The sequence below is a fragment of the Planococcus donghaensis genome (assembly GCF_001687665.2).
In the GTDB taxonomy this organism is placed as follows: Bacteria; Bacillota; Bacilli; order Bacillales_A; family Planococcaceae; genus Planococcus; species Planococcus donghaensis.
Genome location: NZ_CP016543.2, coordinates 172,993 through 197,841 on the forward strand (window position 1 = coordinate 172,993; position 24,849 = coordinate 197,841).

Genomic DNA, 24,849 nt, shown 5'->3' on the forward strand with positions numbered 1-24,849 from the left:
CGCAGTTAGTTGCCTCCATGTGGCTTTAAGGAGCACCGGAGATATGAATTTTCGAGAGCTGCAAAAGCAAACAAGGCTCAGGATATGAAAGTCGATGTAAACGCACTTTAGTGCAATTATGCATCGAAACTAGTATAATGGGTTTCGTGGAAGCATCTGTGTAACGGGTTTGGAACTCATCCAAGGCAGTCCGGGCAGTCGAGGATACATGAGACAGACTGGCTTTGCTGGATTAACGCCGGCCCGCTAATCTGCGGAGCTCGGATAATGTCTTTCAAATGTCACTCATGCATTTCTCGTGAATGAATGTACTACTACTATTCAATCAGCAAATACTGTTTGAAGATGAGATCCTGATTTGTATACAGAAGGGAGACTGGGTCGATGGCGAAAGACGATGTAATCGAAATTGAAGGAACTGTCGTTGAGACTTTGCCTAACGCGATGTTTAAAGTGGAATTGGAAAACGGTCATACGATTCTTGCGCACGTATCAGGCAAGATTCGCATGCATTTCATCCGCATTCTGCCAGGAGATAAAGTGACAGTGGAACTTTCTCCTTACGATTTAACACGCGGTCGTATCACATACCGTTTTAAATAATCTTTTGCACTCCGGACTACTAAGGAGGTTGGGTTAGATGAAAGTGAGACCATCTGTAAAACCGATCTGTGAAAAATGTAAAGTTATTCGCAGAAACGGTAAAGTAATGGTAATCTGTGAAAATCCGAAACACAAACAAAGACAAGGCTAATATGAAGGAGGTGCATCGCACACATGGCACGTATTGCTGGTGTTGACATTCCGCGCGACAAACGCGTTGTTATTTCATTAACATATATTTTCGGTGTTGGTAAAACAACTGCACAGAAAGTTCTTTCTGCTGCTAATATCTCTGAAGAGACACGAGTTCGTGATCTTACAGAAGATGAGTTGAACAATATCCGTGAACAATTAGATCAATACAAAATCGAAGGTGACCTTCGCCGTGAAGTTTCAATGAACATCAAACGCTTGATGGAAATTGCTAGCTTCCGAGGAATTCGCCATCGTCGTGGACTACCTGTTCGCGGTCAAAATACGAAGAATAATGCGCGTACGCGTAAAGGTCCTCGTAAAACTGTAGCTAACAAGAAAAAATAATCAGTAAAGGAGGTTTCTTCTTAACATGGCACGTAAACAACAAACTCGTAAGCGTCGTGTGAAAAAGAATATCGAATCTGGTATTGCTCACATCCGCTCAACATTCAATAACACAATTGTTACTATCACTGATATGCAAGGTAACGCTGTTTCATGGTCAAGTGCAGGTGCATTAGGATTTAGAGGTTCACGTAAATCTACTCCTTTCGCTGCGCAAATGGCTGCTGAAACTGCTGCTAAAACATCAATTGAACACGGTCTTAAAACTCTAGAAGTTACAGTTAAAGGTCCTGGTTCAGGTCGTGAAGCTGCTATCCGTGCACTTCAAGCTGCTGGATTAGAAGTTACAGCTATTAAAGATGTAACGCCAGTACCTCATAACGGTTGCCGTCCGCCAAAACGCCGTCGCGTATAATCGTTAATCTGAATAGGATTTTTGAACATCACGACTTACTGGATGGGTTCTGAATCGTAGCGAAAGTCTGTGACTATCGAATTCTTGATGAAACGAAAAAAAACCGACGTTTTGAAGGAGGGTAAAATGAATGCTTGAAATAGAAAAACCAAAGATTGAAACGGTTGAGATCGATAATAATGCCAAGTTTGGTAAATTTGTTATTGAACCTCTTGAGCGTGGATATGGAACCACTTTAGGAAACTCCTTACGTCGAATCTTACTTTCATCTTTACCTGGCGCAGCTGTTACTTCTATTCAAATTGATGGCGTACTACACGAATTCTCCACTGTTGAAGGTGTAGAAGAAGATGTAGCAACTATTATTTTGAATATCAAGAAGCTTGCTTTGAAAATTTACTCTGACGAAGAAAAAGTCATTGAAATTGATGTAAAAGGTGATGGAACGGTTACGGCTGCAGATATCACGCACGACAGTGACGTGGAAATTCTGAATCCGGATCTATATATTGCAACAATCGCTAAAAATGGTCACCTACGTATGCGTATGTATGCAAACAGAGGCCGTGGGTATGCTCGTGCAGATCAGAACAAACGTGAAGATCTTCCAATTGGCGTTATCCCGATTGACTCTATTTACACTCCAGTTTCACGCGTTAATTTCCAAGTGGAAAACACTCGTGTGGGTCAACTAGCTCATTTTGACAAATTATCTCTTGATGTTTGGACAGATGGAAGCATTGGTCCGAAAGAGGCGATTGCACTAGGAGCAAAGATTTTTACTGAGCATTTAAATATCTTCGTAGGATTGACTGACGAGGCACAAACGGCTGAAATCATGGTTGAAAAAGAAGAAGACCAAAAAGAAAAAGTATTAGAGATGACTATCGAAGAACTTGATCTTTCGGTTCGATCTTACAACTGCTTAAAACGTGCGGGTATCAACACGGTACACGAACTGGCAAGCAAGTCAGAAGACGACATGATGAAAGTACGCAACCTCGGACGCAAATCACTTGAAGAAGTTAAAGTGAAGTTGGAAGATTTAGGCCTTGGCCTTCGTAAAGAAGACTGAGAGTTAAGATCGGATCCGAACTATTGAACAAAGGAGGGAAACTTCAATGAGAAAGCTTCAACGTACAAGTTCTCAACGTAAAGCACTATTACGTGACCTTACAACAGACTTAATCGTACATGAACGCATTCAAACGACTGAAGCTCGTGCGAAAGAAGTGCGTTCGACTGTAGAAAAAATGATTACACTTGGTAAACGTGGAGATCTTCACGCTCGCCGTAAAGCAGCAGCATGGATGCGCCGTGAGTTGGTAACAACTGCAGACGCTGAAGGCAACGAAACAACAACTTATGCATTGCAAAAATTGTTTGATGATGTTGCACCACGTTACGCTGACCGTCAAGGCGGTTACACTCGTATTATGAAAATGGGGCCTCGTCGCGGAGATGGCGCACCTATCGTTATTATCGAATTGGTTTAATCAATCGAAGGGGGTTAATAGCCCTCTTCTTTTAGCATTATGATTTATACGACAATATGAAAAGCTGAGTGTTATGATGAGCGAGCCGAAAGGCGGCGTCTCGTCTAGCTCTACGCACCTCATTCAACCCTGGCTTAAGCAACCGGGGAAGCCATAGAGACAGAAAAGCGCATTTCTCTGAATGAGGTGCGCGCTTTTTTTATTTATTTTAAGTTTTACAAACGCGCATAAAAACCAGTAGAGTAGAGAAGAGAAGAGCCAAGCAAGTGTTTGAGGAGGTTAGCTTAGATGAATTCGATTATTTTGTCATTCGAAAATGTGACATTTACATATATGCAAGAAGATGAGTCGGTAAAACCGGCTGTAAAGGATCTGTCATTTTCCATTGAGGATGGAGAGTGGATTGCCTTAGTGGGCCATAATGGCTCAGGGAAATCGACTATCGCTAAATTGATGAATGGCTTATTGTTTCCGCAAGCTGGAAAAGTGGAAGCGATGAGTAAATTAATGACAGAGCAAAGTTTGTGGGATATCCGTTCCCAGATGGGCATGGTCTTTCAAAATCCAGACAATCAATTTGTAGGAGCGACGGTTCAAGATGACGTGGCTTTTGCGTTAGAAAATAATGGTGTGCCGCATGAAGAAATGGTTGTCCGCGTAAAAGAAGCGCTGCAGCAAGTAAAAATGGCTGACTACCTCGATCACGAACCTCATCATTTATCAGGCGGTCAAAAACAACGTGTGGCCATTGCGGGTGCACTTGCCCTACGACCGCGATTGTTGATATTAGATGAAGCAACGTCTATGCTCGACCCGCAAGGCCGTATGGAAGTAATCGAAACGATTCGTGAACTTAAGGAAGCAACGGGATTGACGGTCATCTCAATTACGCATGATTTAGAAGAAGCTGCGCTCGCTGATCGTATTTTGGTAATGAATGCAGGCGAGAAACAATTAGAGGGTAAGCCGGATGTTGTATTTCGTTCAGGAAACGAACTAACAAACTTAGGATTAGACTTGCCTTTTTCGATGCGCATGACCCATTTACTGCGTGAAGTTGGTATTGAGCTGCAAGGAGAACATATGACAGAAGATGAATTGGTGGATGAACTATGGACATTTTACTCCAGGAAGTAGGATATAGTTACGCAAAAGATACGCCGTTTGAAAAACGAGCATTAACGGATGTTTCGCTGCATATCCCTTCTGGGTCCTATACAGCAATTATTGGCCATACTGGTTCAGGCAAGTCGACAGTTCTTCAGCATTTAAATGCACTGTTAAAGCCAACAGAAGGATCGGTCATGATTGGTGAGCGTAAAATCGAAGCGGAAGTGAAAGCGAAAAACTTACGCGATGTACGTCGACAGGTCGGGATAGTTTTTCAATTTCCTGAACAACAATTGTTTGATGAAACTGTTTTAAAAGATATTATGTTCGGTCCGTTAAATTATGGTGTGCCTGAAGAAGAGGCGAGTCGTCGGGCGCATGAATTAGTGGAACAGCTTGGGTTACCACCCGAAGTATTAACGAAATCTCCTTTTGATTTGTCGGGTGGGCAAATGCGCCGTGTAGCAATTGCGGGTGTTTTGGCAATGGAGCCGGATGTGTTAGTGCTTGATGAACCAACAGCGGGACTAGATCCACGTGGACGTCGTGAAATTATGGACTTGTTCCACCGGCTTCACATTGAAAAAGGACTAACCACGGTGTTAGTGACTCATAGTATGGAAGATGCGGCGCGTTATGCCGATAACGTGGCGATTATGCACAACGGCCGTTGTGTCGTCACAGGCGAACCTGTAGAAATCTTTTCGAATGAAGAGCAGTTACGAGATTACCGACTAGAACCGCCGCGGACCATTCGTCTTCAACAAAAACTTGAAGATAAAATGGGCATTAAGCTCGATTCAATTTCCTTGACGGAAGAAGCATTGGCTAAAAATATTGCGCTTGCTTTATCGGAAGGACGTGATTCCGAATGATGGAGAAAATGATTTTTGGTCGCTTTATTCCAGGAAATTCTTTAATTCATCAGATGGATCCACGAGCAAAGATTTCATTTGTTTTTGTCTTTATCGCAATTGTCTTTATCGCAAATAGCGCAATAACATACGGTATTCTTTTAGGGTTTACTTTATTGGTCGTATTCTTATCTAAAATCCGCTTGTATTTCTTAATAAATGGTTTAAAACCGGTCTTTATTTTACTGATTTTTACGTTTCTTCTTCATATATTTTTTACGCGTGAAGGTGATTTGTTAGTAGATATCGGGTTTATTAAAATTTATGAAGAAGGATTGCGGCAAGGGATATTTATCTCGATTCGCTTTTTAGTATTGGTGTTTATCACTAGCATTTTAACATTAACGACTTCACCGATCTCGATCACAGATGGTATTGAAGTGTTACTGGGTCCATTTAAACGAGTAAAATTACCTGTGCACGAACTAGCGTTAATGATGTCTATTTCGCTGCGATTTATTCCAACATTAATGGACGAAACCGGAAAGATCTTGAAAGCACAAATGGCTAGAGGATCTGACATCGGCTCAGGTCCAGTAAAAGAGCGAATTAAAGCGGTTGTGCCATTACTGATCCCGTTGTTTGTTAGTGCCTTTAAGCGTGCAGAAGACCTTGCCACGGCAATGGAAGTGCGCGGCTATCGCGGAGGCGAAGGCAGAACACGTTATCGCCAGTTAAATTGGCGTTTAATCGATAGTTTGAGTTTAGTAGTACTGGTAGGGCTTGCGGGAATACTTGTTTATTTCCGTGTATAAGGAGAGTAATTATGAAACGATTAAAAGCGACAATCGCATACGATGGTTCGGGTTTTGCGGGATATCAAGTGCAGCCCGATTCCCGTACGGTTCAACTTGAATTAATGAAGGTGCTCGAAACCATTCATAAAGGAAAAGTGGTTCAAGTGGTAGCAAGTGGCCGAACAGATGCTAAAGTTCATGCAACAGGTCAAGTGATTCATTTTGATACTGAATTATCAATTCCAATAAGTGGTTGGCTAAAAGCGCTTAATGTGTTGTTGCCGGAAGATGTTCGAGTCCATTCGATAGAAGAAGTAGACACATCTTTTCATGCGCGCTACCATACAACGGGCAAAACCTATCGTTACAAATGGGATCGCAGTCAAATCATTAGTCCATTCACGCGTAGTTTAATGGTTCATATAAAACAACCATTGGATGTAGAAGCTATGAAAAAAGCGTCGCAAGCCATTATCGGTACGCATGACTTTTCTAGTTTTTGTGCAGCTAATACAGCGGTAGTTGATAAAATCCGAACCGTAAGGAGATTGGATTTTGAAGAACACGGCAATGAATTGCACATGGTTATAGAAGGAACTGGCTTTTTATACAACATGGTTCGGATTATTGCGGGAACATTAGCGGAAGTTGGCATGGGTAGAAGAAAAGCTGAAGAGCTCAAGAAAATTGTAGCTGCAGCCGACAGAGATGCTGCTGGAATTACAGCTCCAGCTCATGGTCTTTACTTGGAAAACGTGATGTACAAGAGCTGAAACAACTTTTCCTGGTGTTTTTAGAAAAACCCTTGACTTTTGTTGGTTTTCGTTATAACATGATGTATGGTATTTTCATTACCCCCACGATATGCCCCGGAAGGTTATTTGTGTATAGGGATAACGAAAAAACGGAACAGCGGAACACTGTAAATGATATTAAAAAGAGACGATTTATTAGGAGGACAATATACATGCGTACAACATTCATGGCTAAAGGTCACGAAGTAGAGCGTAAATGGTTGGTTGTCGATGCAGAAGGGCAAACTCTTGGACGTTTAGCTTCTGAAGTCGCTTCAATCTTACGTGGAAAATACAAACCAACATTCACACCAAACGTTGACACTGGTGATCACGTAATCATCATCAACGCTGAAAAGATTCACCTTACAGGTAACAAACTTGCAGACAAAATCTACTACCGTCACACACAATACACGGGTGGATTGAAACAACGTACTGCACTTGAAATGCGCACAAAATATCCAACAAAAATGCTTGAATTGGCTATTAAAGGGATGCTTCCTAAAAACTCTTTAGGTCGTCAAACGTTCAAAAAGCTGCATGTCTATGCTGGCCCAGAACATAACCACCAAGCACAACAACCGGAAACTTACCAGCTTCGCGGGTAATAATTAGTAAATAAGAGGAGGATACACCTTTGGCACAAGTTCAATATATTGGCACAGGTCGTCGTAAAAACTCAACAGCTCGCGTACGTTTAGTACCGGGTGACGGCACAATTACAATTAACAACCGTGACGTAGCAGACTACGTTCCTTACGAAACATTACAACAAATTATCAAACAGCCACTAGTTGCTACGGAAACTCTAGGAAGCTACAACATCCTAGTAAACGTAAACGGCGGTGGATTCACAGGCCAAGCCGGAGCAATCCGTCACGGTATCGCACGCGCTCTACTAACTGTAGACCCTGCATTCCGTCCTGCGTTGAAATCTGCTGGGTTATTAACACGTGACCCACGTATGAAAGAACGTAAAAAACCAGGTCTTAAATCAGCACGTCGTGCACCTCAGTTCTCAAAACGTTAATTTCGATTTTCGTTTACAAAGCACTTTCCGAAGAAATCCGGAAAGTGCTTTTTTTTATTTCTTTATATGAGGAAATGAAAATAAGATCTTCAAATTAGAGAACAATAAATGCTCTATTCTTATAAGGCTGAATACATTAAAAATAGGATTTGCTGTGCTATACTTTATGGTGAGCAAAATTGATAGGGAGTGTATCGATATGTTAACTGAAGTACAAGTACGCGAATTACTCGGAACATTAGAAGATCCGTTTTTACATAGATCGTTAACGGAAACAGATGGCATTACGTCTGTAACGATCAAAGAAGAGAAAAAGCACGTCAGCGTGAAGTTGGCAATTGCGAAAACAAATACGCCAGAACAAATGCAATTGCAGATGAAAGTTGTGGACGTATTAAAAGGAGCGGGAGCTGGATCTGTTGGTATCCGTTTTGAAGAGCTTCCTCCTGAAGCGTTAGCGAAGTTCCGTGGAACGGCGAGTGAATCAGAAGCACAAGATTTATTGTCTCCGTTAAACAAAGTGGAATTTATTTCGATCGCTAGTGGTAAAGGCGGCGTTGGTAAATCAACTGTCTCTGTTAACTTGGCGATTGCATTAGCGCGTCTTGGTAAAAAAGTCGGATTGATCGATGCAGACATCTACGGCTTTAGTGTGCCGGATATGATGGGGATCGATAAATCTCCAGTTGTTCGCGGCCAAACGATTATTCCGGTTGAACGATTCGGCGTAAAGGTTATTTCCATGGGCTTTTTCGTTGAAGACAACATGCCAGTTGTATGGCGTGGACCAATGCTTGGGAAAGTGCTTGATCAATTCTTCCGCGATGTAGAGTGGGGCGATTTGGATTACCTTCTATTGGACTTACCACCAGGCACAGGAGATGTTGCACTCGACATTCACCAAATGCTTCCGGCTTCTAAAGAAATCGTTATCACAACACCGCACCCGACTGCAGCATTCGTCGCAGCGCGTGCGGGGGCGATGGCAATTCAAACCGACCATGAAGTATTGGGTGTTATCGAAAACATGTCATGGTTCGAAAGCGCAGAGACAGGCAAAAGAGAATACCTCTTCGGGCAAGGAGGCGGACCAAAACTTGCAGAAGAGTTGCATACGCCATTACTTGGACAGATTCCAATGGGGCAGCCTGACTGGAACGAAGAAGACTTTGCTCCATCAGTTTACCTAGAAGATCATCCGACAGGAAAAATTTACGAAGACATCGCAAATCAAGTCATTAAACAATTTGCCGATAAAAAATAAAAGCATGAAAAGCTCGGAAGCCTCTATTGGTTTCCGGGCTTTTATTTTCCAAGGGTTTGAAACAGGATGTGGCGATTCGGTAACAAAGCTTCGATATTCGAGGTTTGTTCACAATCTATTGGTTACAGCGAATGGATTTTTCAATAGCCGGTTGGTACAATCTTAAAAGAACTTTAAATAACGGAGGCATTCAATTGACAATACGAAACTGGGTTAAGTTTTTCTTTAAAGCTCTTTTAATAGGTGGAATTGTAACAGGCGTACTTGGATTATTTGTCCGCTGGGAAGATATATTTGCAGAGCCTTTCCGTAACGGCCAATGGGGAGAATTTTTAGCGGGATTTGTTTGGCTAATCATTATCGGCTTAACGATGAGCATCATTAGCCAATTGTGTTTCTTTGCTTACTTAACGGTGCACCAAATTGGGATGAACATTTTCCGCACGTTGCGTTTGTGGAACTGGGTACAACTTTTAATTATTGTAGTGGTTATTGCGGATTTGATTTTATTCCGTTTTGCGCCTAATGCGCAAACGACAGAGCAAGTATGGTTATATGGAACGTTATTAACCATTTTAATTGTTACAGGAGTTGTGACAGCTTACATTAAAGCGAAGTGGACAAACAAAGAGACATTTATTTCTGCATTGTTTTTCATGATTGTGATTACGACAGTAGAATGGCTTCCTGCGTTGATGGTAGAAGCAGGGAATATTGATAGTTGGGTTACGTTATTGCTATTTCCATTCTTAGTGGTAAATGCGTATCAGCTTTTAGTATTACCGAAATACAACGCACAGTCCGATGTGGATCGTCAAAAATTAGAAGAGCGACGTGCTGCAAGAAAAGCAAAAGTAGAGTAAAATTTTTTTAGAAAAAATCATTTGTTCACTCGTTTTAGCGAAGTGAACAAATGATTTTTTATTTTCTTTATAGGTAACTTGTTTCAGTGAAAATGCAGGTGGCTGTAAGAGTGGAGAGTTTTTGAGAGAACTGGAAAAATCGGAATACAGAAGGGGAAATAGGTTTTCAAGAAAAACTTTCGCGAAAGTGTTGACAGGAATCTAAACATGCTTTAATATAATAAAAGTCGCCAAGCAACAACGAACAACATAAACAAAAAGGCGGCACACAATATTAACAAATTGAACCTTGAAAACTGAACAGCAAAACGTCAACAAACAGCAACGGCCGCGCAAAACGGCCCGCGCAAAACTTACTGATCAGCATTATGCAGATCAAAGCGAATCGTGCGTCTTCGGACGGCGATACGCCAGCAGTATTGAGCAATCAACACTACTCTATAATGGAGAGTTTGATCCTGGCTCAGGACGAACGCTGGCGGCGTGCCTAATACATGCAAGTCGAGCGGAACCAGAGGAGCTTGCTCCTTCTGGTTTAGCGGCGGACGGGTGAGTAACACGTGGGCAACCTGCCCTGCAGATCGGGATAACTCCGGGAAACCGGTGCTAATACCGAATAGTTTGCGGCCTCTCCTGAGGCTGCACGGAAAGACGGTTTCGGCTGTCACTGCAGGATGGGCCCGCGGCGCATTAGCTAGTTGGTGGGGTAATGGCCTACCAAGGCGACGATGCGTAGCCGACCTGAGAGGGTGATCGGCCACACTGGGACTGAGACACGGCCCAGACTCCTACGGGAGGCAGCAGTAGGGAATCTTCCGCAATGGACGAAAGTCTGACGGAGCAACGCCGCGTGAGTGACGAAGGTTTTCGGATCGTAAAACTCTGTTGTGAGGGAAGAACAAGTACCAACTAACTACTGGTACCTTGACGGTACCTCACCAGAAAGCCACGGCTAACTACGTGCCAGCAGCCGCGGTAATACGTAGGTGGCAAGCGTTGTCCGGAATTATTGGGCGTAAAGCGCGCGCAGGCGGTCCTTTAAGTCTGATGTGAAAGCCCACGGCTCAACCGTGGAGGGTCATTGGAAACTGGAGGACTTGAGTGCAGAAGAGGAAAGTGGAATTCCATGTGTAGCGGTGAAATGCGTAGAGATGTGGAGGAACACCAGTGGCGAAGGCGACTTTCTGGTCTGTAACTGACGCTGAGGCGCGAAAGCGTGGGGAGCAAACAGGATTAGATACCCTGGTAGTCCACGCCGTAAACGATGAGTGCTAAGTGTTAGGGGGTTTCCGCCCCTTAGTGCTGCAGCTAACGCATTAAGCACTCCGCCTGGGGAGTACGGCCGCAAGGCTGAAACTCAAAGGAATTGACGGGGGCCCGCACAAGCGGTGGAGCATGTGGTTTAATTCGAAGCAACGCGAAGAACCTTACCAGGTCTTGACATCCCACTGCCCGGTGTAGAGATACGCTTTTCCCTTCGGGGACAGTGGTGACAGGTGGTGCATGGTTGTCGTCAGCTCGTGTCGTGAGATGTTGGGTTAAGTCCCGCAACGAGCGCAACCCTTGATCTTAGTTGCCAGCATTTAGTTGGGCACTCTAAGGTGACTGCCGGTGACAAACCGGAGGAAGGTGGGGATGACGTCAAATCATCATGCCCCTTATGACCTGGGCTACACACGTGCTACAATGGACGGTACAAAGGGTTGCCAACCCGCGAGGGGGAGCCAATCCCATAAAACCGTTCTCAGTTCGGATTGTAGGCTGCAACTCGCCTGCATGAAGCCGGAATCGCTAGTAATCGTGGATCAGCATGCCACGGTGAATACGTTCCCGGGCCTTGTACACACCGCCCGTCACACCACGAGAGTTTGTAACACCCGAAGTCGGTGAGGTAACCCTTGTGGAGCCAGCCGCCGAAGGTGGGACAGATGATTGGGGTGAAGTCGTAACAAGGTAGCCGTATCGGAAGGTGCGGCTGGATCACCTCCTTTCTAAGGATAAATTCGGAACCGGGCGCCTAGCGCTCCGGGGTTGACGTTTTGCGTTCAGTTTTGAAGGTTCACCTTCAGGCGGCAACGCCTTTTTTTGTGACTTTCAACAACTTGTTCTTTGAAAACTGGATAAAACGACATTGAAACAAATGCAAGAAATTCAAGTACGCGTGACTTTTAGTCACAACTTTTTAATTAACCATTGGTTAAGTTAGAAAGGGCGCACGGTGGATGCCTTGGCACTAGGAGCCGAAGAAGGACGGCACTAACACCGATATGCTTCGGGGAGCTGTAAGTGAGCTGTGATCCGGAGATTTCCGAATGGGGGAACCCACTACTTTTAATCGAGTAGTATCCATGTGTGAATCTATAGCACATGAGAAGGCAGACCCAGGGAACTGAAACATCTAAGTACCTGGAGGAAGAGAAAGCAAATGCGATTCCCTGAGTAGCGGCGAGCGAAACGGGATCAGCCCAAACCAAGAGGCTTGCCTCTTGGGGTTGTAGGACACTCTATACGGAGTTACAAAAGGTAGGATTAGGCGAAGCGACCTGGAACGGTCCGCCGCAGTGGGTAACAGCCCCGTAGCCGAAAACCTTGCCCCTCCAGAGTGGATCCTGAGTACGGCGGAACACGTGAAATTCCGTCGGAATCTGGGAGGACCATCTCCCAAGGCTAAATACTTCCTAGTGACCGATAGTGAACCAGTACCGTGAGGGAAAGGTGAAAAGCACCCCGGAAGGGGAGTGAAATAGATCCTGAAACCGTGTGCCTACAAGTAGTCAAAGCCCGTTAATGGGTGATGGCGTGCCTTTTGTAGAATGAACCGGCGAGTTACGATTGCATGCAAGGTTAAGCTGAGAAGGCGGAGCCGCAGCGAAAGCGAGTCTGAATAGGGCGACAGAGTATGCAGTTGTAGACCCGAAACCAGGTGATCTACCCATGTCCAGGGTGAAGGTAAGGTAACACTTACTGGAGGCCCGAACCCACGCACGTTGAAAAGTGCGGGGATGAGGTGTGGGTAGCGGAGAAATTCCAATCGAACCTGGAGATAGCTGGTTCTCTCCGAAATAGCTTTAGGGCTAGCCTCAAGATAGAGAATCCTGGAGGTAGAGCACTGTTTGGACTAGGGGCCCATCCCGGGTTACCGAATTCAGACAAACTCCGAATGCCAGTGATTTATGCTTGGGAGTCAGACTGCGAGTGATAAGATCCGTAGTCAAGAGGGAAACAGCCCAGACCACCAGCTAAGGTCCCCAAATATCCGTTAAGTGGAAAAGGATGTGGCGTTGCTTAGACAACCAGGATGTTGGCTTAGAAGCAGCCATCATTTAAAGAGTGCGTAATAGCTCACTGGTCGAGTGACACTGCGCCGAAAATGTACCGGGGCTAAACGGATTACCGAAGCTGTGGATGGATCTCGTAAGAGATCCGTGGTAGGAGAGCGTTCTAAGGGCGTTGAAGTCAGACCGGAAGGACTGGTGGAGCGCTTAGAAGTGAGAATGCCGGTATGAGTAACGAAAGACGGGTGAGAATCCCGTCCACCGAATGCCTAAGGTTTCCTGAGGAAGGCTCGTCCGCTCAGGGTTAGTCGGGACCTAAGTCGAGGCCGATAGGCGTAGACGATGGACAACAGGTTGATATTCCTGTACCACCTCCCCGCCGTTTGAGCAATGGGGGGACGCAGAAGGATAAGGTGAGCGTGCCGTTGGTTGTGCACGTCCAAGCAGTGAGGCGTGGAATGAGGCAAATCCCATTCCTGATACGTTGAGCTGTGATGGCAAGAGACTGAGTCTCAGAGTCCCTGATTTCACACTGCCAAGAAAAGCCTCTAGCGAGGCGGGAGGTGCCCGTACCGCAAACCGACACAGGTAGGCGAGAAGAGAATTCTAAGGTGAGCGAGTGAACTCTCGTTAAGGAACTCGGCAAAATGACCCCGTAACTTCGGGAGAAGGGGTGCTCTGGTAGGGTGTATAGCCCGAGAGAGCCGCAGTGAATAGGCCCAGGCGACTGTTTAGCAAAAACACAGGTCTCTGCAAAACCGTAAGGTGACGTATAGGGGCTGACGCCTGCCCGGTGCTGGAAGGTTAAGAGGAGTGCTTAGCGCAAGCGAAGGTGCGAATTGAAGCCCCAGTAAACGGCGGCCGTAACTATAACGGTCCTAAGGTAGCGAAATTCCTTGTCGGGTAAGTTCCGACCCGCACGAAAGGCGTAACGATCTGGGCACTGTCTCAACGAGAGACTCGGTGAAATTATAGTACCTGTGAAGATGCAGGTTACCCGCGACAGGACGGAAAGACCCCGTGGAGCTTTACTGTAGCCTGATATTGAATTTTGGTGCAACTTGTACAGGATAGGTAGGAGCCTTAGAGCCCGGAGCGCCAGCTTCGGAGGAGGCGTCGGTGGGATACTACCCTGGTTGTATTGAAATTCTAACCCACAAGCCTGATCGGCTTGGGAGACAGTGTCAGGCGGGCAGTTTGACTGGGGCGGTCGCCTCCTAAAGAGTAACGGAGGCGCCCAAAGGTTCCCTCAGAATGGTTGGAAATCATTCGCAGAGTGTAAAGGCAGAAGGGAGCTTGACTGCGAGACGTACATGTCGAGCAGGGTCGAAAGACGGGCTTAGTGATCCGGTGGTTCCGCATGGAAGGGCCATCGCTCAACGGATAAAAGCTACCCCGGGGATAACAGGCTTATCTCCCCCAAGAGTCCACATCGACGGGGAGGTTTGGCACCTCGATGTCGGCTCATCGCATCCTGGGGCTGTAGTCGGTCCCAAGGGTTGGGCTGTTCGCCCATTAAAGCGGTACGCGAGCTGGGTTCAGAACGTCGTGAGACAGTTCGGTCCCTATCCGTCGCGGGCGCAGGAAATTTGAGAGGAGCTGTCCTTAGTACGAGAGGACCGGGATGGACACACCGCTGGTGTACCAGTTGTTCTGCCAAGGGCATCGCTGGGTAGCTATGTGTGGCCGGGATAAGTGCTGAAAGCATCTAAGCACGAAGCCCCCCTCAAGATGAGATTTCCCATTGCGCAAGCAAGTAAGATCCCTCAAAGACGATGAGGTAGATAGGTTCGAGGTGGAAGCGTGGCGACATGTGCAGCTGACGAATACTAATCGATCGAGGACTTAACCAAAACCATGTACACGAAGACTTGCCCGTTCCAATGTCGTTTATCCAGTTTTGAGTGAACAAGCACTCAACCAAATAGTCCAGTGATGATGGCAAAGAGGCCACACCCGTTCCCATCCCGAACACGGCAGTTAAGCTCTTTTGCGCCGATGGTAGTTGGGGGTTTCCCCCTGTGAGAGTAGGACGTCGCTGGGCTATTCTATGTTTATTTTTTATTCCTAATGATTCTTTTACCTTGCTTCCATAGCTCAGCAGGTAGAGTGCTTCCATGGTAAGGAAGAGGTCACCGGTTCGAATCCGGTTGGAAGCTTTTGTTTTTACAAGGTTTCTCTAATAGGGAATGAAATAAACGATTTTATTATGCAAGGCCCCTTGGTCAAGCGGTTAAGACACCGCCCTTTCACGGCGGTAACACGGGTTCGAATCCCGTAGGGGTCACCATTTTGGAGGATTAGCTCAGCTGGGAGAGCATCTGCCTTACAAGCAGAGGGTCGGCGGTTCGATCCCGTCATCCTCCACCATTCTTTTCATAACTGTATACGGTGGGGTAGCGAAGTGGCTAAACGCGGCGGACTGTAAATCCGCTCCTTCGGGTTCGGCAGTTCGAATCTGCCCCCCACCACCAGTTTTATTATGAGTACCGATGGGGTATAGCCAAGCGGTAAGGCAACGGGTTTTGATCCCGTCATGCCCTGGTTCGAATCCAGGTACCCCAGCCATTTTTTATTGTGAGCCATTAGCTCAGCTGGTAGAGCATCTGACTTTTAATCAGAGGGTCGAAGGTTCGAATCCTTCATGGCTCATTCTTTTAACATCCTTGCGCCTGTTCAGCGCGGGGCCTTAGCTCAGCTGGGAGAGCGCGTCGCTGGCAGTGACGAGGTCAGGGGTTCGAGCCCCCTAGGCTCCATTGTTCCATGTGTATTTGTACTATCCATGTGTAAAAAACCCGTATCCATTCATTTGGATACGGGTTTTTTTTAGGTTCCGATGTATTCGGACTGTGGACGGAAGATGACGTTGTTTTCTTGTTGTTCGATTGTATGAACTGTCCATCCCACGATGCGCGCCACACTGAAAGTGGGTGTAAACAATTGAGTCGGCATCTCAATAGATCGCATAATCGCTGCTGCATAAAATTCTACATTGGTGTAAAGTGCCCGACCAGGCTTTTGTTTATTGAGCTTTTTAACAATATAGGCTTCTGCTGTCACTGCTAAATCGAGCCACGCATCTTCTCCTTGAAGCGCTAGGCATTTTTTTCGAAGGATGATGGACCGTGGATCTTCTGTCCGGTAAACTCGGTGACCAAAGCCCATAATTTTTTCTCCATTATTTAATTTTTCTTCAATAATTGGAGCGATGCGATCTTCCGTTTTTATCGTATCCAGTAAATCGATAACGCCTGACGGGGCACCCCCGTGAAGAGGGCCTTTCATGGTGCCAAGAGCTGAGGTGATGGCGGATACTAAGTCGGACTCCGTTGAAATGGTAACACGTGCCGCAAACGTTGAAGCATTCATGCCATGTTCCATCGTTAGTTTTAAATACGTTTCGAGCGCTTCTGTTTGCACAGCAGAAGGCAGTTGTTCGTTGATCATCCAAAGATAATTAGCGGTGTGTCCTAAATCATCTCTCGGTTCAACGGGTTGCTGTCCATTTTGAATGCGGTAAAAAGCTGCGGTCATTACCGGTAACGCTGCTGTAAGTGCAATGGCTTGTTCTTGAGAAGATAAGGCTTGGAATTTGGTATGTGTATAAGCGGATACCAATGTTCGCATAGCATCCATTAATGAGATTTCTTTTGGCAAAAGCTCTGTAATTTGAACAATATGCTCAGGTAGTTTTCGGTAAAACAGCAATTGTTGTTGAAGTTGCTCGAGTTGTTGGACGTTTGGTGATTGACCGTACCAAAGAAAATAAGCTGTTTCCTCAAATGATTTCTCTTGGATAACCGCTTCAACCAGTTCACCACGATAGCGTAATTCCCCTAAGTCCCCGTCCACAGAAGCAATCGCAGTTTGAACAGCTACTACGCCTTTTAATCCTTTTTGAAACATGTGAATTCCTCCTTTTCTTTTAGTTTACTCCTAGCGATTGATAATAAAAATTAAAGATATATAATTAAGACAATTAAAAATATTAATCGAAATGAGGGATGTTATGGAAGTTCAATGGTTGAGAACGTTTGTGGATGCGGCAGAAACCTTGAATTTCAGAAAAACGTCAGAGCGCTTGTTGATGTCGCAGCCAAGTGTAACGGTCCATATTCGATTATTGGAAGAAAATTTAGGACTCTCTTTATTTAAGCGCAGTCATAATCGGGTATCGTTAACAGAAGAAGGCCGACATTTTAAAGAAAAAGCACAGAAAGTGTTAGAGCAACTAGATGGCAGTGTGGAAGAATTGCACGCTTTTGCTCAAGGCTACCGAAAGAAATGGACATTGGCGATTTCCCCGTTAATGGCCGAAACGGTTTTGCCTTATGTGCTGCGGTCTTTTACAGAACAACATCCAGAGGTTGAGCTAGTCATCCGGGTGGAAGAATCAGAAGCTATAGAGGATTTGGTTGAAACAGAAGAAGTATCGGCTGGAATTTCTGCTTTACCGTCTATTAGTCGTACGATTGAATCGCTTGTTGTATATGAGGATCCATTGTTATTTATTTTGCCAAGAGATGCTTATGACGATGAAACAGGACCAGCCATTTCAATAGAAGAAACTTTACGAAAATCGATTTTGTTTACGCATCATCATCCTGTTTTTTGGGAAGAGCTATTGGAAAAATTACGCCTCCAGATGCCTGGAATTCGAACAATGAAAGTGACACAAGCACATATTGTGAAACGCTTTATACAAGAAGGGCTAGGGACATCGTTTTTGCCCAAATCCATAGTGCGGCGCGAATTGGTGGAAGGTCGCTTAATGGAAGCACATTTTGATTTGTTTCCGCTGCCCGCAGTTTCTACTTATTTTCTAACAAAACAAATGGGTGCACTTGAAGAAGATTTTGTAGAGCACATCCAGTCGGTATACTTTACGTAAAAAGGAGAGATCGGGATGATTATTGAATCAGATGGCATTCGTTTACGGTTATTAAAAAGAGATGATTTTGAAGCGTTATGGGCTTTGTATACACCGAAGATTTTTGAGCATATGCTCAATCAAGTCGAAAATTTTGAAGATATGGTGGCGTGGCTAGAAGCGGGAATGAATCAGTCAAATGTACTTATTTTTGCGGTGGAAAATCCGGAAACAGCAGAAGTTATCGGTACGACCCGTATATATGCAATTGATGATACGAATAAAAGCTGTGAAATGGGAGCAACATTTTATGCGTTGTCAGCACAGCGGACGCATGTCAATACATCTGTTAAACGTGCGTTACTTAGCTATTGTTTTGAAGAACGTGGCATGATTCGTGTTCAGTTTAAGACAGATGCTGAAAATGTGCGCTCGCAGAAGGCGATTGAACGGATCGGAGCGGTTAAAGAAGGAGTTCTTCGAAATGAGCGAATTCGGTCAAATGGCAAACCGCGAGATGCAGTGGTCTATTCCATTATCGATAAAGAGTGGCCAAAAGTGAAAAAAGATTTGGCGAAAAAAGCGAATAAATATACGTGAAATTGTACAGTTGAGCCAAAGAGACCTTAGCGGTTACAATAAGTCTATCTTGCTAAGGGGGTATAAAATAATGAATAAATTAAATATTTCTATTATCGGAGTTCCAATGGACCACGGTCAAACTCGTCGTGGTGTTGATATGGGACCAAGCGCTATCCGTTATGCAGGTGTTGTAGACCGCATCGAAGAGTTAGGCCATCGCGTTACAGATGAAGGGGACATCCTGATTGGTCAAACAGACGGCAGTGTAGATACAGAAACAAACTTACGTAATTTGAAAGCGATTACTAAAGCAACAGAAGCGTTAGGCGATAAAGTATTTAACGTAGCAGAAGCTGGAAATTTCCCATTAGTATTAGGTGGCGATCACAGTATTGCGATTGGTACACTTGCTGGAATTTCAGAACGTCACGAAAACTTAGGCGTTATTTGGTATGATGCGCATGCAGATATGAACACAAGCGATACGTCACCATCAGGTAACATCCACGGCATGCCGCTTGCAGCAAGCTTTGGACATGGTCATGAAAAATTGACGAACATTCGCGGGTATTCACCAAAAGTAAAACCTGAAAACATTGTCATCATCGGAGCTCGTTCAGTAGACCCTGGTGAGCGTGAATTGATCAAAGAACACGGCATTCGCGTTTATAGCATGCACGAAATTGATAAAATGGGCATGCATGCCGTAATCGAAGAATCGATTAAGTACTTAAAAGAAGAGCGCAACACAGATGCGGTTCACTTATCATTAGATCTTGATGGCATTGATCCAATGTACACGCCAGGCGTTGGGACACCCGTTCCAGGCGGCATTAGCTACCGTGAAAGCCATTTAGCAATGGAAATGTTGTTTGATGCAAACATCATTACGTCTGCTGAATTTGTAGAAGTAAACCCGATTCTTGATGAGAAAAACAAAACAGCTGATGTAGCAGTTGCGTTGATCGGTTCATTGTTCGGCGAAAAATTATTATAAGTTCTTTTAGGTGAAAGGATCGTAGAAAACTCCATGGAGTTGTCTACGATCTTTTTTTATTAGACTCGCTTGAGCTATTATTTTTGTTATAAAAAATAACAATACGTCGCAACTTTTTCAAATCTAAATCGTTAAAAAATTAGTTGGATTTATTTGGGTATTGTCTGATACGATAGAATAAGAAAAAATAAGTGAAACTTTTTAAAGAGAGATACGTATATAAAGTACAGCCGCATAGGCGGAGGGAAATGAGATCATGGATGCGTTAGTGAACAAACGAATAGCAAAAGTAATAAAAGGCGATCAGAACGCATTCGCCGAAATCGTGGAGCTTTACCAGCATCAGCTGTATCAAGTTTGCTTTCGTATGCTTGGTAACAAGCAGGAAGCAGAAGATATTGCGCAAGAAGCTTTTATGCGTGCGTATGTAAATATTCATACGTTTGATCAGAATCGGAAATTTTCTACTTGGTTATACCGCATCGCCACCAATTTATGCATCGATCGAATCCGTAAGAAAAAGCCGGATTATCACTTGGATGCTGAAGTGCGCGGGACGGAAGGCTTGAATATGTATTCGAAAATTGCCAATGAGGATGAACTACCAGAAGAAGAGTTAATGCGGATGGAAGTTCAAGAGCGGGTACAGTACGAAATCAGCCGCTTGCCAGATAAGTACCGTGCCGCTATTGTATTAAAGTATATTGAAGAATTGCCACTTGCGGAAATCAGTGAAATTTTGGATTTGCCGTTAGGAACGGTAAAGACGCGTATACACCGAGGGCGAGAAGCTCTTCGTAAGCAATTGAGCAATTTGTAGGAGGCGAGCACGATGAATACGTGTCCGGAAAACGTGTTAGAGTTAATGAATCATTACCTCGACGGGGATCTTAATCCAAGCGAGGAACAACAGTTAAAAGAGCACTTGGAAAGCTGCCCTGACTGCAGAGAGCAGTACCAAGCTTTAAGCAAAACCGTTGCATTTGTCCAAAGTGCATCCCATATACAGGCTCCGTCTGATTTTGTCCAAAAGACAATGGAACGATTGCCGAAAGAAAGACAGCGCGCGGGCGTTCAGCGCTGGTTAAGAAGACATCCCATGCTTGCTGCTGCCGCGTTATTCTGTTTATTAATGAGCACAGCGTTGTTTACCAACTTTAACGACGACCAACAGTTTTCATTTACGAAACAACCGAATTTGGTTGTAGAAGGACAAACGGTTATTGTCCCTGAAGGGGAAACCGTGGTAGGCAACTTAACTATACGCAATGGCGATTTACGGGTAGAAGGTGAACTTCAAGGAGACGTCACGATTGTCAATGGTCAGTACATGGCATCAAGCGGTGTAATTACCGGAGAAATTGAAGAAATCGATCAAGCTTTTGAATGGCTATGGTTTACGATTAAAGAAGGATTTAAAGATGCTGCCGCTATTTTTGAAACAAATGACAATCAAACAACCGATTAAACCTATCCTCTCCTAAAGGATGGGTTTTTTCTATGAAGGCAAGCCTAATTCACTTATGATATACTTAATGCATATGCAGATGTAGAAAAGCGAGGGTTGCAGATGCCTTTTTTGGAAAGTTTAACAGACCAAACACCATTTAGACTTCTAGGAAATATCATCGACATTTTATTGGTGTGGTTCGTTGTTTATAAATTGATAACGGTCATCAAAGGAACGAAAGCCGTTCAATTGCTGAAAGGAATCTTTGTCATTATTATTGCACGCCTCGTGACGCAAGCGCTCAACCTAGAAACATTAGGTTGGATTATGCAACAGGTATTGGAATGGGGCTTTTTAGCCATCATTATCATATTCCAACCAGAGTTGCGTCGTGCACTTGAACAACTGGGACGCGGTAAACTGTTCTCAAGCAGTACGTTGAACGAAGAATCGGAACGCAATCGACTGATTGAAGCCATGTCCAAGTCCGTCAGTTATATGGCAAAACGCCGAATCGGAGCACTCGTCTCAATTGAGCGTGAAACCGGTTTGAGCGAATACATTGAAACGGGAATTCCGATGAACTCGGACCTTACATCTGAATTGATGATTAATTTATTCATTCCGAATACACCGTTGCACGATGGAGCGGTAATTGTTCAAAAAAACCGGATTGCAGCAGCCGCTTGTTATTTGCCGCTGTCTGAAAGTCCGTTTATTTCCAAAGAGCTCGGAACACGTCATCGTGCCGCTCTTGGCATCAGTGAAGTAACCGATGCGATTACAATTGTCGTATCAGAAGAAACTGGGGCCATCAGCTTAACGGCAAATGGTGATTTGCACCGTAATTTATCACTTGAAGACTTCGAAGTAAAACTGCGCCGCATTTGGTTTGGCGTAGCCCAGCAAGAAGTCGCTTCTTCTTGGTGGAATTGGAGGAGGAAAAAGAATGGATAAAATGATGGATAATCGCTGGTTTTTGCGAATTACGGCGCTGTTGTTAGCCTTCCTTTTGTTCTTCTCTGTACAAGCGGAAGATAATTCCTCGGGGTCGACGGACACTAGTCGAGTGTCGGAAGTGATTGAAGACGTAGAGATTGAGGTATACCATGACAATGACTTGATGGTTAGTGGCGTGCCGAAAACGGCCGACTTGCACTTAACAGGTCCGGTTAGTATTGTTCAAGCGGCACGTCAGTTAGAAGATTTTACGTTGTTTGTGGATTTGCGCAATTTGCCGCTTGGCGAACACCAAGTCCCCATCCAAACTGAAAACGTCTCGGAACAATTAACAACTCGAGTAGATCCTGCTTTTGTAAACGTCGTAATTGAAGAACGGGTGTCGCAAGAATTTCGAATTGACCCGGACATTAATGATCGTATGCTCGCAGAAGGCTTTGTTTTAGATAAAGTGACGGTTAATCCAGAAACCGTTATTGTAACCGGTCCTAAAAGTATGATTGATGCCATTAGCTTTGTAAAAGCAACGGTTTCTGGAGAACAAGGTGTCAATGAATCTTTTACGACGGCAGCACGTGTACGGGTACTAGCAGAAGATTTGACGAAACTGGAAAATGCGGAAATCGAACCGGAAGAAGTTGAAGTGACTGTTAAAGTTGTCGAATACAGCAAAACAGTGCCTGTTAGAATTGAGCCAACTGGAAAAGTTCAAGCAGGTATTAGCATTAACAACTGGACCACATCCACGGAAGAAATCCGGATTTTCGGTCCGAAAACAGTCGTCGATGAAATGACTGAGTATGTAGTAGAAGTAGACGCTTCCAGCATCACCGCTGAAGATAGCACAGTAGACGTAGAGTTAAGCATTCCATCTGGTGCTTCAGCCGTTTCACCAGCTCAAGTAACGGTGGAAGCAGAAGTAGTAAGCGATGATTCGGCACAGCTGCCAGTAGACTAATAAACAATCGTATAAAAGAGAAAAAATTGATTAAAAAAATAGTAGCAACTGACTGAAGGAGCGAATATTGTAATGGGAAAATATTTTGGAACAGATGGAGTACGGGGAGTTGCCAATAGCGAGCTAACACCTGAATTGGCTTTTAGATTAGGTCGTATAGGCGGATATATTTTAACAAAAAGCGCAAAAGACAAACCGAAAGTGCTAATTGGCCGTGATACACGAATTTCAGGTGAAATGTTAGAAGGCGCTTTGGCTGCCGGATTACTTTCTGTTGGAGCGGAAGTTATGCGTCTTGGCGTTATTAGCACACCAGGCGTTTCGTATTTGACGCGTGTAATGAGTGCAGAAGCGGGCGTTATGATTTCAGCTTCGCATAATCCTGTAGAAGACAATGGCATCAAATTCTTCGGTTCAGACGGCTTTAAACTGTCGGATGCACAAGAAGCGGAAATTGAAGCGTTATTAGATAGCGATGAAGATCTATTGCCACGTCCAACTGGTGGCGATCTTGGAAGCATCACGGATTATTTTGAAGGCGGACAAAAATACCTTCAATACTTAAAACAAACAGTGGATGAAGAGTTTGACGGCATTTTAGTAGCGCTTGATTGTGCACACGGTGCCACGTCTACATTAGCAACGCATGTATTTGCGGATTTAGATGCAGACATTACATCAATGGGTGCTTCGCCAAACGGCTTGAATATTAACGCGGGCGTAGGTTCTACGCACCCTGAGAAATTAGCAGAACTCGTTCTTGAAAAAGGGGCAGACATTGGCTTGGCGTTTGATGGCGACGGCGATCGTCTAATCGCAGTAGATGAAAAAGGCAATATTGTCGATGGCGATCAAATTATGTACATTTGTGCAAAGCATTTGCATTCAGAAGGTCGTTTGAAGAAAGATACTGTCGTTTCAACTGTAATGAGCAATATGGGCTTTTACAAAGCATTGGAAAGCCACGGCATGAAGAGCAACAAAACAGCTGTTGGTGACCGTTATGTCGTAGAAGAAATGAAGAAAAATGAATACAACCTGGGCGGCGAACAATCAGGTCATATCATTTTCTTAGATTACAATACAACTGGCGATGGCTTGTTAACAGGGCTTCAGTTAGTAAACATCATGAAAATTACAGGCAAGAAATTGTCGGAATTGGCATCTGAAATGACGATTTTCCCGCAAAAACTTGTGAATATTCGTGTGACGGATAAACATGCGGTAACGGATAACGCAAAAGTGGCAGAAGTGATTTCTGAAGTTGAAGCAGAAATGAACGGCAACGGCCGTGTGCTTGTGCGTCCTTCAGGTACAGAGCCATTGGTACGTATTATGGTAGAAGCAGCTTCAGCAGAAGACTGCGAAAACTATGTAGAACGCATTGCAGTGGTTGTGCGTAGTGAAATGGGTTTAAGCTAATCAAATCAATGATTTCAAGTCCGTGAGCATCTTTGCTTACGGGCTTTTTTTATATTTTTTGATTTTGTGAAGGCGATTTGGGGTAAAGGAAAGGGAAGTGTGGGTGTATAAGACGAAGAAAGCGCTACAGGCAGACGCTTTCTTCTAAGTATGGCTAGCTACTCCGCAAACTAGCTCTGCTTTCCTGCGGGCTTGCACCGAACTAACTCGGGCTACGTGCCCGAGTGGATTTCGGTACTTCGCTATCCCGCGGGAGTCTCCGCTAGTTTGCTGCGTAGCTTGCAGGTGAGTGGTTTGAGAAACAAAAAGCCATAAAACTAACAACAGCCTGTTATTTATCAAATTTTTAAAGCTTTGAAAATGGATTTGGACAGACAAATAGACCAGTATACGGAAAAAGGTGATGAAATAGACCTAAATAACTATTTGCTTTAATTGACGGGATTGTGTTGAGACGGTATGATAGTAGAGTCGGTTTACGGCCACTGAAAAAGGAGGATAGAAGTAGAGTGAGAGGAAAACAATTATAGCGCCTGTACTAGAGAAATTGGACGGACAAGTCATCT

General features: G+C 44.5%; 23 protein-coding genes, 7 tRNA genes and 3 rRNA genes. 32 read left to right on the forward strand and 1 reads right to left on the reverse strand.

The genetic code is table 11. The features are described from left to right. Positions 1-384 precede the first annotated feature (384 nt). The 24 genes from infA to BCM40_RS00985 all read left to right on the forward strand — a co-directional run bounded on the left by infA (position 385) and on the right by BCM40_RS00985 (position 15,800). Positions 385-603, forward strand: a complete 219-nt coding sequence (infA, locus tag BCM40_RS00870; protein ID WP_006828950.1) for a translation initiation factor IF-1 — start codon at positions 385-387, stop codon at positions 601-603. A gap of 37 nt (positions 604-640) precedes the next feature. Beyond that, a complete protein-coding gene (gene rpmJ / locus BCM40_RS00875) occupies positions 641-754 on the forward strand; it encodes a 50S ribosomal protein L36 (RefSeq protein ID WP_006828951.1) in 114 nt (37 codons plus the stop codon). A gap of 23 nt (positions 755-777) precedes the next feature. Beyond that, positions 778-1,143 carry a 30S ribosomal protein S13 gene (gene rpsM / locus BCM40_RS00880; protein WP_065527561.1) on the forward strand — a complete coding sequence of 122 codons (366 nt, stop codon included), beginning with the start codon at positions 778-780 and terminating at the stop codon, positions 1,141-1,143. 25 nt (positions 1,144-1,168) lie between these two features. Then, entirely contained in the window at positions 1,169-1,558 is a 390-nt protein-coding gene (gene rpsK, locus BCM40_RS00885; RefSeq protein ID WP_006828953.1) for a 30S ribosomal protein S11, read from the forward strand. Between the two features lie 130 nt (positions 1,559-1,688). Then, entirely contained in the window at positions 1,689-2,633 is a 945-nt protein-coding gene (locus BCM40_RS00890) for a DNA-directed RNA polymerase subunit alpha (RefSeq protein ID WP_008432529.1), read from the forward strand. Between the two features lie 46 nt (positions 2,634-2,679). Next, a complete protein-coding gene (gene rplQ / locus BCM40_RS00895) occupies positions 2,680-3,054 on the forward strand; it encodes a 50S ribosomal protein L17 (protein WP_008432531.1) in 375 nt (124 codons plus the stop codon). Between the two features lie 288 nt (positions 3,055-3,342). Next, positions 3,343-4,191 carry an energy-coupling factor ABC transporter ATP-binding protein gene (locus BCM40_RS00900; protein ID WP_065527560.1) on the forward strand — a complete coding sequence of 283 codons (849 nt, stop codon included), beginning with the start codon at positions 3,343-3,345 and terminating at the stop codon, positions 4,189-4,191. After that, positions 4,167-5,039, forward strand: coding sequence for an energy-coupling factor ABC transporter ATP-binding protein (locus BCM40_RS00905; protein ID WP_065527559.1), 873 nt, complete (start codon positions 4,167-4,169; stop codon positions 5,037-5,039). Before BCM40_RS00900 ends, BCM40_RS00905 begins: the two co-directional genes overlap by 25 nt. Then, positions 5,036-5,833 carry an energy-coupling factor transporter transmembrane component T family protein gene (locus tag BCM40_RS00910; RefSeq protein ID WP_065527558.1) on the forward strand — a complete coding sequence of 266 codons (798 nt, stop codon included), beginning with the start codon at positions 5,036-5,038 and terminating at the stop codon, positions 5,831-5,833. Before BCM40_RS00905 ends, BCM40_RS00910 begins: the two co-directional genes overlap by 4 nt. Before the next feature lie 11 nt (positions 5,834-5,844). Beyond that, complete coding sequence (gene truA / locus BCM40_RS00915) at positions 5,845-6,588, forward strand: tRNA pseudouridine(38-40) synthase TruA (RefSeq protein ID WP_065527557.1); 744 nt, start codon at positions 5,845-5,847, stop codon at positions 6,586-6,588. 194 nt (positions 6,589-6,782) lie between these two features. Next, a complete protein-coding gene (rplM, locus tag BCM40_RS00920; RefSeq protein ID WP_008432541.1) occupies positions 6,783-7,220 on the forward strand; it encodes a 50S ribosomal protein L13 in 438 nt (145 codons plus the stop codon). A gap of 29 nt (positions 7,221-7,249) precedes the next feature. Then, complete coding sequence (gene rpsI, locus BCM40_RS00925; RefSeq protein WP_008432543.1) at positions 7,250-7,642, forward strand: 30S ribosomal protein S9; 393 nt, start codon at positions 7,250-7,252, stop codon at positions 7,640-7,642. Between the two features lie 199 nt (positions 7,643-7,841). After that, positions 7,842-8,906, forward strand: a complete 1,065-nt coding sequence (locus tag BCM40_RS00930; RefSeq protein ID WP_065527556.1) for an Mrp/NBP35 family ATP-binding protein — start codon at positions 7,842-7,844, stop codon at positions 8,904-8,906. A 194-nt stretch (positions 8,907-9,100) separates the two neighbouring features. After that, positions 9,101-9,769 carry a KinB-signaling pathway activation protein gene (locus tag BCM40_RS00935; RefSeq protein WP_065527555.1) on the forward strand — a complete coding sequence of 223 codons (669 nt, stop codon included), beginning with the start codon at positions 9,101-9,103 and terminating at the stop codon, positions 9,767-9,769. A gap of 440 nt (positions 9,770-10,209) precedes the next feature. After that, positions 10,210-11,760, forward strand: a 16S ribosomal RNA gene (locus BCM40_RS00940). A gap of 204 nt (positions 11,761-11,964) precedes the next feature. Continuing rightward, positions 11,965-14,897 (forward strand): 23S ribosomal RNA (locus tag BCM40_RS00945). 75 nt (positions 14,898-14,972) lie between these two features. Beyond that, a 5S ribosomal RNA gene (rrf, locus tag BCM40_RS00950) occupies positions 14,973-15,088 on the forward strand. The 16S, 23S and 5S rRNA genes sit together here with 7 tRNA genes alongside, the layout of an rRNA operon. Before the next feature lie 42 nt (positions 15,089-15,130). Continuing rightward, a tRNA-Thr gene (locus tag BCM40_RS00955) sits at positions 15,131-15,203 on the forward strand. A 56-nt stretch (positions 15,204-15,259) separates the two neighbouring features. Continuing rightward, a tRNA-Glu gene (locus tag BCM40_RS00960) sits at positions 15,260-15,334 on the forward strand. A 4-nt stretch (positions 15,335-15,338) separates the two neighbouring features. Further along, a tRNA-Val gene (locus BCM40_RS00965) sits at positions 15,339-15,414 on the forward strand. A gap of 20 nt (positions 15,415-15,434) precedes the next feature. Beyond that, positions 15,435-15,518: transfer RNA gene (locus BCM40_RS00970), tRNA-Tyr, on the forward strand. A 19-nt stretch (positions 15,519-15,537) separates the two neighbouring features. Continuing rightward, positions 15,538-15,612 (forward strand) — tRNA-Gln (locus BCM40_RS00975). An 11-nt stretch (positions 15,613-15,623) separates the two neighbouring features. After that, a tRNA-Lys gene (locus BCM40_RS00980) sits at positions 15,624-15,696 on the forward strand. A gap of 31 nt (positions 15,697-15,727) precedes the next feature. Beyond that, positions 15,728-15,800, forward strand: a tRNA-Ala gene (locus BCM40_RS00985). Positions 15,801-15,870: 70 nt separating this feature from the next. On the opposite strand, the gene BCM40_RS00990 is transcribed toward BCM40_RS00985, so the two are convergent. Further along, positions 15,871-16,950, reverse strand: coding sequence for a citrate synthase/methylcitrate synthase (locus tag BCM40_RS00990; RefSeq protein WP_065527554.1), 1,080 nt, complete (start codon positions 16,948-16,950; stop codon positions 15,871-15,873). Between the two features lie 103 nt (positions 16,951-17,053). Here BCM40_RS00990 and BCM40_RS00995 point away from each other — a divergent pair, with 103 nt between their 5' ends. The 8 genes from BCM40_RS00995 (at position 17,054) to glmM (ending at position 24,283) form a co-directional block, all read left to right on the forward strand. Further along, a complete protein-coding gene (locus tag BCM40_RS00995) occupies positions 17,054-17,935 on the forward strand; it encodes a LysR family transcriptional regulator (protein WP_065527553.1) in 882 nt (293 codons plus the stop codon). Positions 17,936-17,950: 15 nt separating this feature from the next. Continuing rightward, positions 17,951-18,514, forward strand: coding sequence for a GNAT family N-acetyltransferase (locus BCM40_RS01000; protein ID WP_065527552.1), 564 nt, complete (start codon positions 17,951-17,953; stop codon positions 18,512-18,514). 70 nt (positions 18,515-18,584) lie between these two features. After that, complete coding sequence (rocF, locus tag BCM40_RS01005; protein WP_065527551.1) at positions 18,585-19,493, forward strand: arginase; 909 nt, start codon at positions 18,585-18,587, stop codon at positions 19,491-19,493. A 256-nt stretch (positions 19,494-19,749) separates the two neighbouring features. After that, positions 19,750-20,313: an RNA polymerase sigma factor SigW gene (gene sigW / locus BCM40_RS01010; RefSeq protein ID WP_065527550.1), complete on the forward strand. Its 564-nt coding sequence runs from the start codon at positions 19,750-19,752 to the stop codon at positions 20,311-20,313. 12 nt (positions 20,314-20,325) lie between these two features. Then, positions 20,326-20,961, forward strand: coding sequence for a zf-HC2 domain-containing protein (locus BCM40_RS01015; protein ID WP_065527549.1), 636 nt, complete (start codon positions 20,326-20,328; stop codon positions 20,959-20,961). Positions 20,962-21,063: 102 nt separating this feature from the next. Further along, positions 21,064-21,900 carry a diadenylate cyclase CdaA gene (cdaA, locus tag BCM40_RS01020; RefSeq protein WP_065527548.1) on the forward strand — a complete coding sequence of 279 codons (837 nt, stop codon included), beginning with the start codon at positions 21,064-21,066 and terminating at the stop codon, positions 21,898-21,900. Further along, the gene (locus BCM40_RS01025; RefSeq protein ID WP_065527547.1) at positions 21,893-22,861 is read left to right on the forward strand and encodes a CdaR family protein; all 969 of its coding nucleotides are present in this window, start codon (positions 21,893-21,895) and stop codon (positions 22,859-22,861) included. The genes cdaA and BCM40_RS01025 overlap by 8 nt, the downstream gene beginning before the upstream one ends. 72 nt (positions 22,862-22,933) lie before the next feature. Then, a complete protein-coding gene (gene glmM, locus BCM40_RS01030; protein ID WP_065527546.1) occupies positions 22,934-24,283 on the forward strand; it encodes a phosphoglucosamine mutase in 1,350 nt (449 codons plus the stop codon). Positions 24,284-24,849 lie beyond the last annotated feature (566 nt).

Excerpts from the sequence above, each read along its gene's own strand:
- BCM40_RS00930 (WP_065527556.1), top strand. The coding sequence starts at position 7,842 with ATGTTAACTGAAGTACAAGTACGCGAATTACTCGGAACATTAGAAGAT.
- cdaA (WP_065527548.1), top strand. The coding sequence starts at position 21,064 with ATGCCTTTTTTGGAAAGTTTAACAGACCAAACACCATTTAGACTTCTA.
- truA (WP_065527557.1), top strand. The coding sequence starts at position 5,845 with ATGAAACGATTAAAAGCGACAATCGCATACGATGGTTCGGGTTTTGCG.
- BCM40_RS00995 (WP_065527553.1), top strand. The coding sequence starts at position 17,054 with ATGGAAGTTCAATGGTTGAGAACGTTTGTGGATGCGGCAGAAACCTTG.
- rocF (WP_065527551.1), top strand. The coding sequence starts at position 18,585 with ATGAATAAATTAAATATTTCTATTATCGGAGTTCCAATGGACCACGGT.
- infA (WP_006828950.1), top strand. The coding sequence starts at position 385 with ATGGCGAAAGACGATGTAATCGAAATTGAAGGAACTGTCGTTGAGACT.
- rpsM (WP_065527561.1), top strand. The coding sequence starts at position 778 with ATGGCACGTATTGCTGGTGTTGACATTCCGCGCGACAAACGCGTTGTT.
- BCM40_RS00905 (WP_065527559.1), top strand. The coding sequence starts at position 4,167 with ATGGACATTTTACTCCAGGAAGTAGGATATAGTTACGCAAAAGATACG.
- BCM40_RS01015 (WP_065527549.1), top strand. The coding sequence starts at position 20,326 with ATGAATACGTGTCCGGAAAACGTGTTAGAGTTAATGAATCATTACCTC.
- BCM40_RS01025 (WP_065527547.1), top strand. The coding sequence starts at position 21,893 with ATGGATAAAATGATGGATAATCGCTGGTTTTTGCGAATTACGGCGCTG.
- sigW (WP_065527550.1), top strand. The coding sequence starts at position 19,750 with ATGGATGCGTTAGTGAACAAACGAATAGCAAAAGTAATAAAAGGCGAT.
- BCM40_RS00890 (WP_008432529.1), top strand. The coding sequence starts at position 1,689 with ATGCTTGAAATAGAAAAACCAAAGATTGAAACGGTTGAGATCGATAAT.
- rpmJ (WP_006828951.1), top strand. The coding sequence starts at position 641 with ATGAAAGTGAGACCATCTGTAAAACCGATCTGTGAAAAATGTAAAGTT.
- glmM (WP_065527546.1), top strand. The coding sequence starts at position 22,934 with ATGGGAAAATATTTTGGAACAGATGGAGTACGGGGAGTTGCCAATAGC.
- BCM40_RS00910 (WP_065527558.1), top strand. The coding sequence starts at position 5,036 with ATGATGGAGAAAATGATTTTTGGTCGCTTTATTCCAGGAAATTCTTTA.
- rpsK (WP_006828953.1), top strand. The coding sequence starts at position 1,169 with ATGGCACGTAAACAACAAACTCGTAAGCGTCGTGTGAAAAAGAATATC.
- rplM (WP_008432541.1), top strand. The coding sequence starts at position 6,783 with ATGCGTACAACATTCATGGCTAAAGGTCACGAAGTAGAGCGTAAATGG.
- rplQ (WP_008432531.1), top strand. The coding sequence starts at position 2,680 with ATGAGAAAGCTTCAACGTACAAGTTCTCAACGTAAAGCACTATTACGT.
- BCM40_RS01000 (WP_065527552.1), top strand. The coding sequence starts at position 17,951 with ATGATTATTGAATCAGATGGCATTCGTTTACGGTTATTAAAAAGAGAT.
- BCM40_RS00900 (WP_065527560.1), top strand. The coding sequence starts at position 3,343 with ATGAATTCGATTATTTTGTCATTCGAAAATGTGACATTTACATATATG.
- BCM40_RS00990 (WP_065527554.1), bottom strand. The coding sequence starts at position 16,950 with ATGTTTCAAAAAGGATTAAAAGGCGTAGTAGCTGTTCAAACTGCGATT.